Source organism: Rhodobium gokarnense, assembly GCF_025961475.1.
In the GTDB taxonomy this organism is placed as follows: domain Bacteria; phylum Pseudomonadota; class Alphaproteobacteria; order Rhizobiales; family Rhodobiaceae; genus Rhodobium; species Rhodobium gokarnense.
The window spans coordinates 294,091-310,298 of the sequence record NZ_JAOQNS010000004.1 but is presented as its reverse complement, the minus strand read 5'-3'; the positions used below and the strand labels follow the sequence as shown (position 1 = coordinate 310,298).

The window sequence follows — 16,208 nt, the reverse complement described above, 5'->3', positions numbered from 1 at the left end:
GCTTTCCCCTCTGACGGCGCCAGTCGTTGCTGGCGCCGGAAATGCGGTGCTTAGACCGAGTAGTAGAGGTCGAACTCGATCGGATGCGGGGTCATCTCGTAGGCGAGGACCTCTTCCATCTTCAGCTCGACATAGGCATCGATCTGGTCGTCGTCGAAGACGCCGCCGGCCTTCAGGAACTCGCGGTCGGCATCGAGGCACTCGATGGCTTCGCGCAGGCTGCCGCAGACGGTCGGGATGTCCTTCAGCTCCTCCGGCGGCAGGTCATAGAGGTTCTTATCCATGGCGTCGCCCGGATGAATCTTGTTCTTGATGCCGTCGAGGCCGGCCATCAGCATGGCGGCGAAGGCCAGATACGGGTTGGCAGCCGGATCCGGGAAGCGGACCTCGATGCGCTTCGCCTTCGGCGAGGTCGCGAACGGAATGCGGCAGGAGGCCGAGCGGTTGCGGGCCGAATAGGCCAAGAGCACCGGCGCCTCATAGCCCGGGACCAGACGCTTGTAGGAGTTGGTCGACGGGTTGGTGAAGGCGTTGAGCGCCTTGGCGTGCTTCAGGATGCCGCCGATGTAGAACAGGCAATCCTCGGAGAGGTCGGCATACTGGTTGCCGGCGAACACCGGGGCGCCGTCCTTCCAGATCGACTGGTGGCAGTGCATGCCCGTGCCGTTGTCGCCGAACACCGGCTTCGGCATGAAGGTCGCGGTCTTGCCGTAGGCATGGGCGACCTGATGCACGACGTATTTGTACATCTGCATCTTGTCGGCGTTCATGGTCAGCGTGTCGAACATGATGCCGAGCTCGTGCTGGGCGGCACCGACCTCGTGGTGGTGCTTTTCGGTCTTGATGCCCATGTCGGCCATCACCGAGATCATCTCGGAGCGCATGTCCTGGGCGCTGTCGACCGGCGGCACCGGGAAGTAGCCGCCCTTGGTGCGCGGACGGTGGCCGAGGTTGCCGGCGTCGTATTCGGTGCCGGAGTTGATCGGCAGCTCGCCGGAATCGATGATGAAGCCGGTGTCATAGGGATCGCGCGAGAAGCGGACGTCGTCAAAGACGAAGAACTCGGCTTCCGGGCCGAAGAAGACGGTGTCGCCGATGCCGGTGGACTTCAGGTAGGCCTCGGCCTTCTTGGCCGTGGAGCGCGGATCGCGGTTGTAGTCCTCGCCGGTGGACGGCTCCAGGATGTCGCAGAAGATAGCGAGCGTCGACTGGCCGAAGAAGGGATCCATATGCGCGGTGGCCGGATCCGGCATCAGGCACATGTCGGACTCGTTGATGGCCTTCCAGCCGGCGATCGACGACCCGTCGAACATGGTGCCGTCGGCGAACATGTCTTCGTCGACCATGCCCGAATCGATGGTCAGGTGCTGCATCTTGCCGCGCGGATCGGAGAACCGCAGGTCAACAAATTTGATGTCTTCGTCCTTGATCTTCTTAAGGACGTCGCTGGCAGTGCTCATCTGCTACATTCCTTCACGTGTTGGATTGGTCTTGTCTGGTCCCGTGCAAAAATTGTCGGCGGGGACCGGTCAGTTGAGAAAACAGGCGGGTGGCGCGAGCGGTATCCTAGACCGCTTCGAGGCCGGTTTCACCTGTTCTGATGCGGATAGCCTGTTCGACCTGCGAGACGAAAATCTTGCCGTCACCGATCCGCCCGGTCTGGGCGGCGCCGCGAATGGCCTCGACGGCCTTGTCCACCAGATCGTCGGCAAGGACGATCTCCACCTTCACCTTCGGCAGGAAGTCCACCACATATTCCGCGCCCCGGTAGAGCTCGGTGTGGCCCTTCTGCCGGCCAAACCCCTTGGCCTCGATTACCGTGATGCCCTGCAGGCCGACATCCTGCAGCGCTTCCTTCACCTCGTCGAGCTTGAAGGGTTTGATAATTGCTTCGATCTTCTTCATCGCCTCCGCCTTTTCCCACATCCCTTAATCGTCGCCGCGGCCGTGAGTGGGGAAACCCCGGCGCGATCGCCCCCGTCCTAGCACGCGGCATGCCAATTCGAAAAACCCTGCCTACGCAAAAAACCCCCGGCAATCCGCCGCATTGAGCGGCGTTCCGGTACCGGAGGGAGCACTGCTGATGGCCAAATTTGTTGCAGTTGCCGAATTGTTAGTCAAACCCATTCGGCAGCGCGGTGAAGCCGACGGTACGCGCGCCAGCATGGAGCCCGCGACAGGCATGACCGCGGCTTCGTCAAAGGCAATGCCGATGGCGCCATGGCCAACAATGAAAGAAAAAAACGGGACTGCCGGACCGGCGCAGTGCCGGTCCAGTCTTTGCCGCCTATTGTGGTTATAGCCCGTCCTAAAAACGCGGAACCGGCTTACACAGCAGGCAGCTATGCAGGCGCGGTCAGGAACGACGGCACGCGGCCGATGACCACCTTGCCTCAGTTGTTCTCCGGATCGGTCTCGGCTTGAAAAGCCAGAATGGTGGCCTTGACCATGCCGTAGAGGCTCGGAACTCCGACCAGGATACCTAGGGCTATCGTCGGCACCATCGCCAGCCCGAAGAGGCTAGATATCCCCCAAACCACAGCGGCAGCGACAACGGCAATCTCGGTGGCTAGGAAGGCAGAGACGGAGATGAAGCCCAATAGGCTCCAGAAATTGATGACACGTTTCATTGGAAATCCTGTGCGCCCCATCGGGCGCAATGAGAACGGCGGCCATACAGACAGCCGAACAGGCAGGCGCGCAGAGCATTAGGTGCGCCAATTGCTTTTTCCGATGATGTCGGGTCTTCAGGCAAACAGCGGCGGCGGTCTCGCCCGGTGACGGGAAGAAGCGCTGGAAGAAATGCGCTTTTCGGGAAATGCGGGTGCACGCGTCGATTTCGACAGCTGCGTCGACGGAACGAACGACCCTACGGGAGGCGTTACCGCACTTCCCAAGCCGTTTTCGCTTGCCGCATCCCCGTCGCGGGGCAATGCCTCGACGTGAATGACTGCTTGCCGGAGGATCGCAAAAACCTCGTGCGGTCCTTCCTGGGCAAGATTGGCTTCGTCGAGGGCCGATACATTCGGCGGACAATAGTGAGCGTCCAACCCTAGCCAGAAAGCTGCCAAGAGCAGGAAGCAGGCTCGCTCGAATGAGACCGACTTCATTGAAGACTGATCCGCGAAATGTCGCCGATTTCTACAACGGATCAAGGTGTGTGGCGAGATGAATTATCTTGCTTACGACGCCTCTCGACGAACGCCATTTCGATGAGGTCGATGCTGAAAGGGCTTCGTCCGAGGCTCTCAAAACCCCCCAGCGAAGATCCCTTTTTCAATGCTCATCCCGTTCCAAAGTCTCCTCTGTCGGAGACGTCGAATCGGACACGCAGCCGACCGTCGCTTCACAATCGATTTATCGATCTTCGATGTGCTCTATGGCCCCAGTCGACCCCGCGCCTCGGCCATCTTGGCGCGAAGCTGGACGAATTCCTCGCGCTTTTCGCGCTCGCCCTCGACCACCTCTTCCGGCGCCTTGGCCAGGAACTGCTCGTTGCCGAGCTTCTTGTCGATGCGGGTGATATCGCCGTCGATCTTCTTCAGTTCCTTGTCGAGCCGGGCCCGCTCCGCATTGAGGTCGACGACGCCGGCAAGCGGCAGGCAGAGCGTCGCCGCGCCGATGACGATCTGCGCGGACTCTTCCGGCGCGGTATCGGCAAAGGTCAGGTCGTCGACGCGCGCGAGCCGCTCGATCGCCGGCAGATGGGTGTCGAACCGGGCCTTGAGTGCCTCATCCGCGCCGAGCACCACCAGCGACGTCCGGGCGCCGGCGGGCACGTTCATTTCCGCCCGCACCGAGCGCACGGCCGAGATCACGTCGACCAGCCAGTTGAGCTCGTCGGCGGCGTCCGCATCGGCAAAGTCGAGGTGGGGCCAGGCCGTATGGATCAGCATGCCGTCCCGCGCCGGGCCGTCCTCGCCGGTGCGTTGCCACAGCTCTTCCGTCACGAACGGCATGAACGGATGCAAGAGCACCAGGATACGGTCGATGGCCCAGGCGGCGGTCGCCCGGACCTCGTCCTTGGCCGCCCCGTCGGGGCCCGTCAGGATCGGCTTGGCGAGCTCCAGATACCAGTCGCAGAAGGTGTTCCAGACGAAGCGGTAGAGCGAGCCGGCCGCCTCGTTGAACTTGTAGGTCTCAAGCCCGTCGCGAACAGCACCGGCGCAGCGCGCCGTTTCGGTCGCGATCCAGCGGTTGACCGGCTCCCTGGCCGTCGCCGGATCGAAGCCGGGCACCCGGACGCAGCCGTTCATTTCCGCAAAGCGGGTGGCGTTCCACAGCTTGGTGGCGAAGTTGCGATAGCCGGCGACCCGCGTCGGTGCCAGCTTGATGTCGCGCCCTTGCGCGGCCATCGCGGCGAGCGTGAAGCGCAGGGCGTCGGCACCGTATTCGTCGATCAGCTCGAGCGGATCGATGACGTTGCCCTTCGACTTCGACATCTTCTGACCCTTCTCGTCGCGGACCAGGGCGTGGATGTAGACGGTGTGGAAGGGTTCTTCATCCATAAAGTGAAGACCCATCATCATCATCCTGGCAACCCAGAAGAAAATGATGTCGAAGGCAGTGATCAGAACGTCTGTCTGGTAGTAGCGCTGCAGCTCCGGCGTCTGGTCCGGCCAGCCGAGCGTTGAGAACGGCCAGAGCGCGGAGGAGAACCAGGTGTCGAGCACGTCCTCGTCACGGGTGAGTTCCACGTCCTTGCCGTAGTGCGCGCGGGCGGCAGTGAGCGCCGCCTCCTCGCTCTCTTCCACGAAGGTGGCGCCGTCCGGCCCGTACCAGGCCGGGATCTGGTGGCCCCACCAGAGCTGGCGCGAGATGCACCAGGGCTGGATGTTCTCCATCCACTCGAAATAGGTCTTTTCCCAGGTCTTCGGGACGAACTCCGTGCGCCCCTCGCGGACCGAGGCGATGGCGGGCTTGGCGAGCGTTGCCGCGTCCACATACCACTGGTCGGTCAGATACGGCTCGATCGGCACGCCGCCGCGATCGCCATGCGGAACCATATGCGTGTGGTCCTCGATGTGGTCGAGGAGACCGGCGGCGTCCATGCGCTCGACGATGACCTTGCGGGCATTGAAGCGGTCGACGCCGTGCAGCTTCAGTGTTTCAGCAAGCTCGGCGCTCTCTTCCAGTCCGGCGAGGAAATCGTCGTTGCCCTCAAGCGCCAGATTGGCCTCGATGTCGAGGATGTTGATCTGGGCCAGGTCGTGGCGCTTGCCGACCTCGAAGTCGTTGAAATCGTGCGCCGGCGTGATCTTGACCGCGCCGGAGCCCGCCTCCGGGTCGGCATGGTGGTCGCCAACGATCGGAATGCGCCGGCCGGTGAGCGGCAGGATCGCGTTCCTGCCGATCAGATCCTTGTAGCGCGGGTCCTCCGGGTGGACGGCAACGGCCGTGTCGCCGAGCATGGTCTCCGGCCGGGTCGTCGCCACGACGATGTAGTCGCGGGTCTCGAAGGCGGTCGGGGCGCCCTCCTCGTTCCAGGCGACCGGCGCCTCGTAGGTGGCGCCGCCCTCCAGCGGATAGCGCAGGTGCCAGAGATGGCCCTTCATCTCGATCTGCTGGACTTCCAGGTCCGAGATCGCCGTGTGCAGCTTCGGGTCCCAGTTGACCAGCCGCTTGTCCTTGTAGATGAGGCCGTCCTTGTAGAGCGCGACGAACACCTTGAGGACGGCCTTCGACAGGCCCACGTCCATGGTGAAGCGCTCGCGGCTCCAGTCGCAGGAGGCACCGAGGCGTTTTAGCTGGTTGATGATGGTGCCGCCGGAATGGGCCTTCCATTCCCAGACCCGCTCCACGAATTTCTCGCGGCCGAGGCTGCGGCGGTCCGGCTCCTGGCGCTCCAAGAGCTGGCGCTCGACCACCATCTGGGTGGCGATGCCGGCATGGTCGGTGCCCGGCTGCCACAAGACGTCCTTGCCGCGCATGCGCTCAAAGCGGATCAGCACGTCCTGGAGGGTGTTGTTGAGGGCGTGGCCCATATGCAGCGAGCCGGTGACGTTCGGCGGCGGAATGACGATGCAATAGGTGTCGTCCTTGCCCCGCGGTCCGGCGCCGGCGCGAAAGGCGCCCGTGTCTTCCCAGAGGTCGTAGATGCGCGACTCGATCGAGGCCGCGTCATAGGTTTTGTCGAGCATGAAATCCGGTCCGCGAAGAAGGTCCCTTGCCGCAAGGCCCTGACATTGCCGCAAGGCACTGGCATTGCTGCAAGTCGCTGGTAAAGCGAATGGGCGGGGCGAAGTCAACCGCCCCGCCCATGCGTTCGCGTCGCGGCAGGCCTTCACGTGGCAAACCGCAGCACCAATCCATGCGGGCACGGCCCGCCGGAATGCGCCGGATCAGCGGCCGCGCGAGACCCGTTCGATCTCCTGGCGCACGAGCCGCTCGACCAGCGCCGGCAGATTGTCGTCGAGCCAGGTCTTCAGCATCGGCCGCAGCATCTCGCCGACCAGATCCTCCAGCGTGCGGGCATTGTTGGACAGGATCGTGTGGGCCAGGTTGCCGAAGGCGGCGGAAACCGCCGCATCGGAGGTCGGCGACAGCAGCGGCTCGTCCGGCGCCTCGGCGCGCGCGGCAGAGGCGAAGGCCGCAAGGTCCGGCTGCGGTTCCGGCTCGGGTTCCGGTTCCGGCTCGACCTCAGGCTCCGGCTCTTCCTCGGCCTCGAACTCGGCGAATTCCACGTCGAAGCCGCCGTCGTCCGTCTCCACCAGGTCCTCGGTCAGGTCGAGGACATCGGTTTCCGGCTCAGGTTCGGGCTCCGGCTCAGGTTCCGGTTCGGGCTCCGGCTCTGGTTCAGGTGTCGTGGGGGCATCGAACAGCGCGTCGAGATCGTCCTGGGAAAGCTCGGTCTCCGGCTCCGGCTCTGGTTCCGGCTCGGGCTCCGGTTCCGGAGTGGGCGTGTCGAACAGGGCGTCGAGGTCATCCTGGGAAAGGTCGGCGTCGGGCTCCAGGTCGGGCTCCGGCGGCGGTGCCTCGGCAACGGGCGCGTCGCCGGGCGCAGGAGCGCTCTCGTCGTCGGAAATGATCCGGCGTATCGACGCCAGGATCTCCTCCATCGACGGCTCTTGGTCCTGATTGACTTTGGCCATATGCCCGCTCGCTCCCGCGTTACTCTTTCCACTTACCCACCGATGCTTTCGGCGATTCGGTCAACCCACACTATAGACGCCGCACCGGCGGTAAGGAATCCCGCCGGCCGGACGGCCCACATGTATTCACCGGAATTCTTTGTTGTGGAAAAGCGCCCTTTACGGGCCCCGCGGCGGGCTCAGCGGCCGTCCGGGGTGCGCAGGCCGAACCACTTGTCCTCGACCTTTTCGAAGTGCGCCTCGGGATTGTAGGCCGTGACCTGGAGGCCGAGGCTTTCCGCCTTGAGGCGGCCGATCGTCGACAGCAGCGTGTAGGCGGCGACCACCTTGTTGCGCTCCGCGGTGACCAGCGAGACGCGGGCGTTGATCAGCTCGCGCTGGGCGTCGAGCACGTCGAGCGTCGTGCGCTGGCCCACTTTCTGCTCCTCGATGACGCCGTCAAGGGCGAGCTGGTTGGCCGCGACCGCCGCCCGGCCGGCGATGATGGAGGCCATGGCCGCCTGCAACTGGCCCCAGGAGGCGATGATGTTGGACTGCACGAGGTCGCGGTTGACGTCGAGCTGGATACGGGCAACGCCGAGCTCTTCCTTGGCCTGGCGCACCCGCGCCGAAACGCCGCCGCCCTGGTAGAGCGGCACCCGGACGCGGGCGTAGACGGAGGCGGTGTCGACGCGGCCGTCGAAGCTGGAGGACGGCTGCCACTGGCGGCTGAGATTGCCCTCCAGCGTCATCGTCGGCAGCATTTCCGCCTCGACCACCTTCACCGCATAGAGCGCGGCATCGATGTTCATCTCGCTGGCGCGGATCGCCGGATGCTCGGCGCGGCCGATCTGCACCGCGCCGTCGACGGACCTCGGCAGCGTGCCGTAGACCTTGGTGCGGCCGACGAGCCGCTGCGGCTTGATGCCGATGATCTGCTGGAACACCGCCCGGCTGGTGGTCAGGTTGGCGCGCGCAAGGTTCAGCTCCGAGCGGGCGCTGGCGGCGCGGGCCTGCGCCTGGGAGACGTCGGTGCGGGTGCCCTCGCCGACCTCGAAGCGGTCGCGCGAGGCCCCGACCTGCTCGTCGAGGAATTCCAGGTCGCGCTCGCGAAGCTGCACGATGGCGCCGTCGCGGATGACGTCCATATAGGCGGTGACCGCGTCCAGCAGCACCTGCTGCTCGGTGTTCTTCAGCGACTCGCGCTGGGCCAGCACCGCCGCCTCGGCCTGCTTGACGCTGTTGCGGGTGCGAAAGCCCTGGAAGATCGGCTGCACGATCTGCAGCGCCACGGTCGAGGGATTGTAGTGCGAGGAATAGTGCGGCAGGCCGTTGCCCGGCGACGTCGACCAGCTCGACACATGGCCGCGTTCCAGCGACGCGGTCGCCGTCGGCCGGCCCGTCGACTTGGCGATCGGCACGCCCTCGTCGGTGACCCGGAGCTGGGCCCGCGCCTGGTTCAACGTCGGATTGTTGTTATAGGCCTCCGCCAGCGCCTGCATCAGGGTCTGGGCCCGCGCGCCCTGGCCGACGCAAATTGCGACGCCAAGGGTCAGAACCAATGTCAGGGTGGCCGTTTTTACGCGCAACACGGAAGCGAACCTCACGCAGACTCATTCAGCCGGGGCAAAAGCACCGCCTTCTGCCCCTTCGTCTGTCTTCGAAAGCACAATAATGAAAAGCCGCAGTACCCGAAACAGGCACCTTAAGGGCATCTTAAGAAATCGTCAGCTGTGCGGCTAAAGGGCAACAGGTCGATTCGCCACGGGCCACAACCGGGCGTCCCGGCAGCGTTCGGCCTGTGGAAAGGCCGGGAAAACCGCCAATAGCGGCGCCGGTCCGGCTCAGAACGTGAATTCCGGCTCTTTCTCGAACCCCGGCAGCGACCGCAACGCCAGATTGAACCCGAGCCGGCCGCTGACGTCGTCGTCGGAGCGGGTATAGACGATCGCCTTGCCGGCAAGGCCATGGCCCTCCACGGCGACGAGCCGGCCGTCATCCTTCAACTGGTCGAGCAATCCGTCGGGCAGTTTTTCCACGGCGCCGTCGACCAGGATGACGTCATAGGGCCCCTCGCCCGGCCATCCGGCCTGGAGCGGCCCGACGACGACGGCGGCATTGTCGATGCCGAGCTCGTCCAGCGTCTTGCCGGCCTCTTTCGCCAGTTCCTCGTCGCATTCCAGCGCGACGACGGCGCTGACCATCTTCGCCAGCACGGCAGCGCCATAGCCGCCGCCGGCACCGACCAGAAGCGCGACGTCGTCGGCCCCGGGCGCAACGAGCTGCACCAGCCGGGCGAACGGCGCCGGCCGCGTCAGATAGCGCGCCGGCTCGCCGGCATCGGCGTCCTTCAGAAGGATGTCTTCGTCGATATAGGCGAGCGAGCGCTGGGCCGCCGGCACGAAATCCTCGCGCGGCACCTCGCCCATCGCCGCCAGCACCCCGTAATGGGTGACGTTGCTGGTACGAAGCTGGCTGTCGACCATCTTCCTGCGCGCTGTGGTGAAATCGACCATCTCGGGTCCCCGCCGCTTGCCGGAGCCGCCGGCCCTGTCGGCCGTCTCCGTCGCCTCAACCGACCGCCCGGAGGAAAAGATGCCGCAGCGCCCCGTTCCGGCGATCCGGCCGTTGCCGGCCGTGCCCGATTGATTAGCCCCGCCAACGGCCGCTGGCAAGAAGAAGCCGCAATCGCGCCGGCGACGATGCCGTCCGGCCATTTGCCGCATCGCCCGCAACGGACGCGTTTCGTCACCTTGTGAGTTTTTGCGATTGAGGTCGGACGGAAGCTTTGATAATGACGCTGCTACCATTGCTGTTTCACGAACGTGTGAACGCGACGGCCACGTGGCGGAGTGGTGACGCAGCGGACTGCAAATCCGTATACCCCGGTTCGATTCCGGGCGTGGCCTCCAAATTTCCCTTCCGATTGTTCCAGACCCTGTCCGATTGCCCGGCGCTGATGACGCGCGCATCCGGACTGCGGGTTTTTCCGCTTTTGCCAAACCTGCCGATGCTCTAACCAAGGCGCCGTGACGTCAGCTTCGGCCCAGAAATCCCGATGTTTCCGGAAACCCTCGCAGCCCTTCTCCTTGCCCTCATCATCGATGCGCTGGTCGGCGATCCCGATCCGGTGTGGCGCCGACTGTCCCATCCGGTCGTGCTGTTCGGCCACCTGATCGATGTTCTGGACCGCAAGCTCAACCTGGAAGACGCCGCAGACGGTCGCCGGCGCGGTGGCGGCGTCCTCACCGTCGTCGTTCTTCTTAGTGTCGCCATCGGCATCGGTATCGCCCTGCAGATGGGTCTCGCCCGCCTGCCCTTCGGCGATTTCGCCATCGGCCTTCTGGCTTCGATCCTGATCGCCCAGCGCGGGCTCTACGAGCACGTCGCCATCGTCCGAGACGCACTTTTGAAGGACGGGCTCAAGGGCGGCCGCGAGGCCGTCGCCAAGGTCGTCGGCCGCGACCCGGACCGGCTGAACGAGGCCGGTGTCGTGCGCGCGGCGACCGAATCGCTAGCCGAGAACTTCTCCGATGCCGTCGTCGCGCCGGCCTTCTGGTTCGCGATCTTCGGCCTGCCGGGGCTGCTTGTCTACAAGGCCCTCAACACGGCCGATTCCATGATCGGCCACCGCAACGCGCGCTATTCGGAGTTCGGCTGGGCCGCTGCCCGCCTCGACGATCTTGCCAACCTCGTCCCGGCCCGGCTTTCCGCCCTCGTCATTGCCGGCGCGACCTTCCTTGCCGACCGCGCAGCCGCCAGGAAGGCGCTCCGCACCGCGCTCCGCGATGCCAGGAAACACCGCTCGCCAAATGCCGGATGGCCGGAGGCCGCCTTTGCCGGGGCCCTCGACATCGCCCTTGCCGGCCCGCGGGTCTATGCCGGCGTCGTCATCGACGACGACTTCGTCAACGACGGCGGCAAGAAGGAATTGGCGGAAGGCGACCTCGACCGGGCCCTGGGGCTTTTTGCCGCCGCCGGCGTCTTCCATGCCGGCATCTATGCGGTGCTGATGATCGGTGCCCTTTCTCTCGGCGCCACCGTGCTCATCGCGCCCTGAGGCGGCAATTCCCTCAGGAGCCGTTTTCCCGCGAAGTCCAGCGGCCCTTCTCCGTCTCGCCGTTGCGCCGCCGTCGCCGCTTTTCCCACCACACCTCGACGCGCCGCCGGAGCCTGCGGACCGGCGCCAGGTCGATGGAAAGCACCAGAATACCGAGCGGCAACATCCAGAAGCCGACGACCGGCAGGAAGCCGAGGACGCCGCCGACGACGAGAAGCACGCCGATGACGATCCGGGCAATGCGCGATCCCGGCAGCGAGACGCTGCGATTGCCGAGCCGGACCTTCGTCATAGAGAGACCTTTGCACAGCATCCCGCCCGGCCGGAAAACCCGTGGAGGCAACGTCCGCGGTCCTTGCGGGTGGAAAACGTTTCGGTGCGAAAAAACATGGCGATTTGGCTCTTGGCAATTGCGACAGGGATTTGATATAGGACGGGCCTCGGTCGTTCGCGACCGTCTGTTCCCCGGTAGCTCAGTTGGTAGAGCAAGCGGCTGTTAACCGCTGGGTCGCTGGTTCGAGTCCGGCCCGGGGAGCCACCTTTTCTCCCAGACATTCCAGACACCTTTGCGCCGCCGGTCGTTCCGCGCGTGATGCGCATGCGCCTAGTCCGTGGCGTCGTAGCGCGCCTGCGCGGCCTCGATCCGGGACATATTGCGGAACGCCCAGGTGCCGACGGCCTCGATCGGCCCGGCGAGCGAATGGCCGAGATCCGTCAGCTCGTAGTCGACGCGCGGCGGGATCGACGGCGTCACCGTCCGCGTGACGAGGCCGTCGCGCTCCAGGTTGCGCAGGGTCAGGGTCAGCATGCGCTGGGATATGCCCTCGATGCCGCGCTTCAGTTCGCTGAACCGCAAAGGGTGCGCCCTGAGCAGCATGATGACGAGCACACTCCACTTGCCGGCAATGCGCGACAGCACCTGGGAGGCCTTCATGCAGTCGGCCGTGTGGCGGATGGGAAGGTCGGTTCCGTCCATGTGACCCCGGTAACACTGTTGTGCCGTCTTGCGGCGCCTGATCGGAGCCTACTATCTATGCCGGATTACGAAAAGGAACCAGGTGCCGATCCGGAACAAATACTTGTCGTTCCGCCTCAGGCGCGCTCCCACAAAAACGTTCAGGACGAGGCAAGACATGACCGACACGAAGAAGATCGTCGTTCTCGCAGGCGCAACGGGTGATTTGGGCTCGTTGATCGCAAAAGAGCTTCTGGCAAAGCCGGAGGTGACGCTGCGCGTCCTCGTCCGTCCCGAAAGCGTCGCCAAGGTCGCAAGCCTCAGCGAGCGGGGCGTCGAGGTCGTCGAGGTCGACCTGGCGAGCGAGGACCAGGGCGGCGTGCTGGACGGGGCGATGGCCGGTGCCTTCTCGGTCGTCTCGGCGGTCCAGGGCGGCCCTGATATCATCGTCGGCGCCCAGCTTCGCCTGCTTGAGGCCGCGCGCAAGGCCGGCGTGCGCCGGTTCATCCCCTCCAACTTCTCCTACAACATCTTCGGCCTTGATGACGGCGACAACATCAACTCCGACGACCGCCGCGCCTTTGCGCGCGCCGCAGATGACGCAAGCGGCGATGTGGAGGTCGTCCAGATTCAGATCGGCGCATTCAACGACAAGAGGGTCACCTTCGGCTTCCTCGGCGCATTCGACCTCGGCGAAGGACGCGCCTTCCTGTGGGGCAACGGCAACAAGGACATGGACTTCACGACCTATGCCGACGCCGCCCGCTACACCGCCGAGGCGGCCGTCGACGACGAGCCCCTGCCGCCGCTCTTCGAAGTGGCCGGCGAAACCGTGGATTTCCATGGGCTGGTAAAGGCCTATGAGGCGGGCTCAGGCAAATCCATCACGGTCAGCAATATGGGCACCCTCGCCGATCTCGACGCCGAGCTTGAGCGCCGCCGGCTGGCGGAGCCCGGCAACATGTACGCCTGGCTGCCGCTGATGTACTGGCGCGCAATGCTGTCCGGGAAAGCCAAGCTGCAATCGATCGCCAACGACCGCTATCCGCACATCAGGCCGACCGGCATCGCGGAATATGTGCGCAGCGAAGGCCTGTGAGACGGCGGAGCGCATCGTCCGCACCCACCCCATCCGTCGCCGCGGCAAAGCTCGGCTCTCGCAGCCGTCCTGTGACGACAACGCCTAGATCGCCCTCAACCGAACCCTGTTTCCCCAGGGGTCTTCGACGTCTATCCCTCCGGCGATGGACCTGAACGGGACGCCGGCGCTGCGCAGGCGGGCCTTTCGATCGTCCAGCGCCGGCCGATCTGCTATCGCGACCGAAAACCACGATAACCCGAGGTCCGTCTCGCCGCGCCGGCCCGCGCCCGCGCTCTCCCAGACGTTCACGGCCACATGGTGGTGATATTTGCCGGAGGACAGGAACACGACGCCGGATGCGCGCCGGGTCACGTCGAAGCCGAGCAGGTCGGAATAGAACCGCTCGGCGGCAGCGAGGTCCCCGACCCGCAGATGGATATGGCCGATGCGCATCGCCGCCGGCGCGCCGGCATAGGCCTCCTCGCTCCGGTCGACCAGTTTCAACAGCGGATCAAGATCGAGGTCGAAGACACCCATGGCGACCTGGCCACCCGTCCACATCCATTCCGCCTCCGGCCGGGAGGCGTAGACCTCGATCCCGTTGCCCTCCGGATCGTCGAGATAGACGGATTCGGTCACGCGATGGTCGGCGAGGCCCGACACCGGAATGCGATGCCGAGCGGCATGGACGATCCAGCGCGCAAGATCCGGCCGTGTCGGCATCTCAAAGGCGAGATGGTAGAGGCCCGCGGCCCCCACCGGAGCGGGCGCCGCACCGGGGTCGCGCTCCAGTTCCAGGAACCCCGCACCGCCGGCGCCGAGGAGCGCACCATGCTCGGTCCGACTGAGGACCTCCAGCCCGATGACCTGCCGGTAGAAAAGGATCGTTCCCTCCAGATTGCGCACCCGCAGACCGGCGCGGTCGATGAACATCGACCGCCGGTGGGCGGGGATGCGACCCGCCCCGCCCGCCAGCGCCCTGCCCGTCCCATGGACTCCGGTCAGGACGCCCGCCCAGAGGACACTCGCGGCGGCCGCGAGCACCGATCGGCGGGTCGTCATGGATCTGCCCGTTGCCGGCATCGCCGTTCTCCCCCTCGTCGCCGCGCCGATGTCAAGCCGTTGCCGCGCCGGCGGGCAGGACGACGACCTTCGTGCCGACGGGCACGCGCCGATAGAGATCCATGATGTCCTGATTGAGCAGCCGGATGCAGCCCGACGACACGGTCGTGCCGATCGTCCACGGCTCCACGGTGCCATGCAGCCGGTAATAGGTGTCACGGCCATCGCGGTAGAGATAGAGCGCGCGCGGCCCGAGCGGATTGCCGGCGCCCCCCGGAAGACCGTTCTTCAACGGGCCGTACCTCTTGGGGTCACGCTTGATCATGTCCAGCGTCGGGCGCCAGCCCGGCCATTCGGCCTTGCGGGCAATCGTCGCCTCGCCGCGGAAATTGAGCGCTTCCTCCTTGCCGACACCGACGCCGTAGCGAAGCGCACGGCCGTTCTCCAGCACCAGATAGGCGTAGCGCGCGGCGGGATCGACGACGATCGTGCCCGGCCACTCGTCTGTCCGATACGCCACCTCACGGCGCAGGAACGCCGGTTTGACTTTTCTGAGATCGATCGCGGGCACAGGAAACGGCTCGGTGTCGACGGCCGCATACATGGAGGCGTAGGAGGACCCGATGGCCGATTCTGCCGGGGACTGCCGAACCGTGGCGCAGCCGGCCAGGACAAAGGGAAAGGCGGCCACAAAGCCACGTCTGTTGATAGTCATGCCGCGTTCGCACCTCATGTGAGCCAAAAATCCCTGCGATCAGAAACAGATGGCATGAGGTGCGTCCATACGTTATGGTGTAATTGATCTCATAGCCATTAGTTATGATCGAATCGCGCGATCAAGCAGGCGGTGGCGAACGGGGTCGGCCCATTCGGCGGGCGGATGCCGCGGACGCCGCTTCGAGTCGCCCGCAGGCTTGGAGAAATCGAGGTCAGAACCGATGGATATCGCCGCCGCGCTGAGAGCCTTCATCCGCACCGTCGAGCGCGGCTCCGTGACCGCCGCCGCACGCGATCTCGGGGTCTCCCAACCCGGCGTCACGAAGCATCTGCGCAATCTGGAACGCCATGTCGGCGCGCGCCTGCTCGAGCGCTCGGCGCGAATCGTGCGGACCACCCCCGAGGGCCAGGCCCTCTACGACACCAGCCGCGAGGCGCTGGCCACGATCGAGGCAGCGCTTGAAGGCGTTCGTCGCGACATGGGCGCGGTGGAAGGAAATCTGCGCGTTCACGCGCCATCATGCCTCGGGGCGAAGCACCTCCATGGCATCGTCATGGCCTTCCAGCGGCGCCATCCCGATGTCACGGCGGATCTGGTGCTCGACAATCGTGACGTCGACCTCGTCTACGAGAATTTCGATCTCGCGATCAAATACGGCCGCCCGGTCGACCAGGACCTCATCATCCGCCGTCTCGGCTCGGTCCGGCGCATTCTCGTCGCCTCGCCGGATTTTCTGGACCGGTTTGGCCCGATCGACACCGTAGAGCGCCTGTCGGAGGTCGGCATCATCACCAATGCTGCCCTCCTCGCCTCGCGCGACGTCCTCCCGCTCCGGCATCGCGACGGCGGGCTGGTTGATGTTCCGGTTCGCGCCGTCCTGCGCACCAATAACGCCGACGTCATCGCCGCAACGCTGATCAAGGGCCACGCCGCCGGTCCGGTGCAACAGCTTCTCGTCAACGACGAGCTTGCGGGAGGGCGCCTCGTGCGCATCCTGCCGGACTATGAGGTCAGGCCGACGGAGGCGTTCCTTGCCTATCCGTCCGTCCGTTTCATGCGGCCGGTCGTGCGCGCGTTCACCGACTTCGCGGTCCCGGCTCTGCGTTCGGTAGACGGCATCGTGGGCACAGGGGAAAGATTGTCGAGCGAAGAGTGCCCGCAGAGTTCAATGGCGGCAAGAACGACCGCCGACGCCTAGAGAGCGGGCGTCGCCGGCAGAGGCCGGCTTTGCCGCCATGCCCGTTTCATCCGCACCTCGGAGA

General features: G+C 65.3%; 14 protein-coding genes and 2 tRNA genes. 5 read left to right on the top strand and 11 right to left on the bottom strand.

The window, feature by feature from the left end; all coding sequences use genetic code 11:
* Positions 1-50 precede the first annotated feature (50 nt).
* The 7 genes from glnA to M2319_RS09020 all read right to left on the bottom strand — a co-directional run bounded on the left by glnA (position 51) and on the right by M2319_RS09020 (position 9,586).
* Complete coding sequence (gene glnA / locus M2319_RS09050; RefSeq protein ID WP_264601134.1) at positions 51-1,460, bottom strand: type I glutamate--ammonia ligase; 1,410 nt, start codon at positions 1,458-1,460, stop codon at positions 51-53.
* Positions 1,461-1,566: 106 nt separating this feature from the next.
* Positions 1,567-1,905, bottom strand: coding sequence for a P-II family nitrogen regulator (locus tag M2319_RS09045; protein WP_264601133.1), 339 nt, complete (start codon positions 1,903-1,905; stop codon positions 1,567-1,569).
* Positions 1,906-2,393: 488 nt separating this feature from the next.
* Positions 2,394-2,630, bottom strand: a complete 237-nt coding sequence (locus tag M2319_RS09040) for a hypothetical protein (RefSeq protein WP_264601132.1) — start codon at positions 2,628-2,630, stop codon at positions 2,394-2,396.
* Between the two features lie 747 nt (positions 2,631-3,377).
* Positions 3,378-6,140: a valine--tRNA ligase gene (locus tag M2319_RS09035; protein WP_264601131.1), complete on the bottom strand. Its 2,763-nt coding sequence runs from the start codon at positions 6,138-6,140 to the stop codon at positions 3,378-3,380.
* A 201-nt stretch (positions 6,141-6,341) separates the two neighbouring features.
* Complete coding sequence (locus M2319_RS09030) at positions 6,342-7,091, bottom strand: PopZ family protein (RefSeq protein WP_264601130.1); 750 nt, start codon at positions 7,089-7,091, stop codon at positions 6,342-6,344.
* Positions 7,092-7,270: 179 nt separating this feature from the next.
* Entirely contained in the window at positions 7,271-8,632 is a 1,362-nt protein-coding gene (locus M2319_RS09025; RefSeq protein WP_264601129.1) for a TolC family outer membrane protein, read from the bottom strand.
* A 282-nt stretch (positions 8,633-8,914) separates the two neighbouring features.
* Positions 8,915-9,586, bottom strand: a complete 672-nt coding sequence (locus M2319_RS09020) for a protein-L-isoaspartate O-methyltransferase family protein (protein ID WP_264601128.1) — start codon at positions 9,584-9,586, stop codon at positions 8,915-8,917.
* A 322-nt stretch (positions 9,587-9,908) separates the two neighbouring features.
* On the opposite strand from M2319_RS09020, the gene M2319_RS09015 reads away from it, so the two are divergent.
* Both M2319_RS09015 and cbiB read left to right on the top strand, forming a co-directional pair.
* Positions 9,909-9,982 (top strand) — tRNA-Cys (locus tag M2319_RS09015).
* Between the two features lie 146 nt (positions 9,983-10,128).
* Positions 10,129-11,130 (top strand): adenosylcobinamide-phosphate synthase CbiB, encoded by a 1,002-nt coding sequence (gene cbiB, locus M2319_RS09010; RefSeq protein ID WP_264601127.1) that lies wholly within the window; start codon positions 10,129-10,131, stop codon positions 11,128-11,130.
* 13 nt (positions 11,131-11,143) lie between these two features.
* On the opposite strand, the gene M2319_RS09005 is transcribed toward cbiB, so the two are convergent.
* Positions 11,144-11,443: a hypothetical protein gene (locus M2319_RS09005; protein WP_264601126.1), complete on the bottom strand. Its 300-nt coding sequence runs from the start codon at positions 11,441-11,443 to the stop codon at positions 11,144-11,146.
* Positions 11,444-11,592: 149 nt separating this feature from the next.
* On the opposite strand from M2319_RS09005, the gene M2319_RS09000 reads away from it, so the two are divergent.
* A tRNA-Asn gene (locus M2319_RS09000) sits at positions 11,593-11,668 on the top strand.
* Positions 11,669-11,734: 66 nt separating this feature from the next.
* Here M2319_RS09000 and M2319_RS08995 read toward each other — a convergent pair.
* Complete coding sequence (locus tag M2319_RS08995) at positions 11,735-12,106, bottom strand: winged helix-turn-helix transcriptional regulator (RefSeq protein WP_264601125.1); 372 nt, start codon at positions 12,104-12,106, stop codon at positions 11,735-11,737.
* A 157-nt stretch (positions 12,107-12,263) separates the two neighbouring features.
* Here M2319_RS08995 and M2319_RS08990 point away from each other — a divergent pair, with 157 nt between their 5' ends.
* A complete protein-coding gene (locus M2319_RS08990) occupies positions 12,264-13,184 on the top strand; it encodes an NmrA family NAD(P)-binding protein (protein WP_264601124.1) in 921 nt (306 codons plus the stop codon).
* Positions 13,185-13,268: 84 nt separating this feature from the next.
* Here M2319_RS08990 and M2319_RS08985 read toward each other — a convergent pair whose 3' ends face one another.
* Together M2319_RS08985 and M2319_RS08980 are read right to left on the bottom strand one after the other, a co-directional pair.
* A complete protein-coding gene (locus M2319_RS08985) occupies positions 13,269-14,228 on the bottom strand; it encodes a VOC family protein (RefSeq protein WP_264601123.1) in 960 nt (319 codons plus the stop codon).
* 52 nt (positions 14,229-14,280) lie between these two features.
* Positions 14,281-14,943: a L,D-transpeptidase gene (locus tag M2319_RS08980; RefSeq protein WP_264601265.1), complete on the bottom strand. Its 663-nt coding sequence runs from the start codon at positions 14,941-14,943 to the stop codon at positions 14,281-14,283.
* Positions 14,944-15,166: 223 nt separating this feature from the next.
* Here M2319_RS08980 and M2319_RS08975 point away from each other — a divergent pair, with 223 nt between their 5' ends.
* The gene (locus tag M2319_RS08975; protein WP_264601122.1) at positions 15,167-16,144 is read left to right on the top strand and encodes a LysR family transcriptional regulator; all 978 of its coding nucleotides are present in this window, start codon (positions 15,167-15,169) and stop codon (positions 16,142-16,144) included.
* The last annotated feature ends 64 nt before the right edge of the window (positions 16,145-16,208 follow it).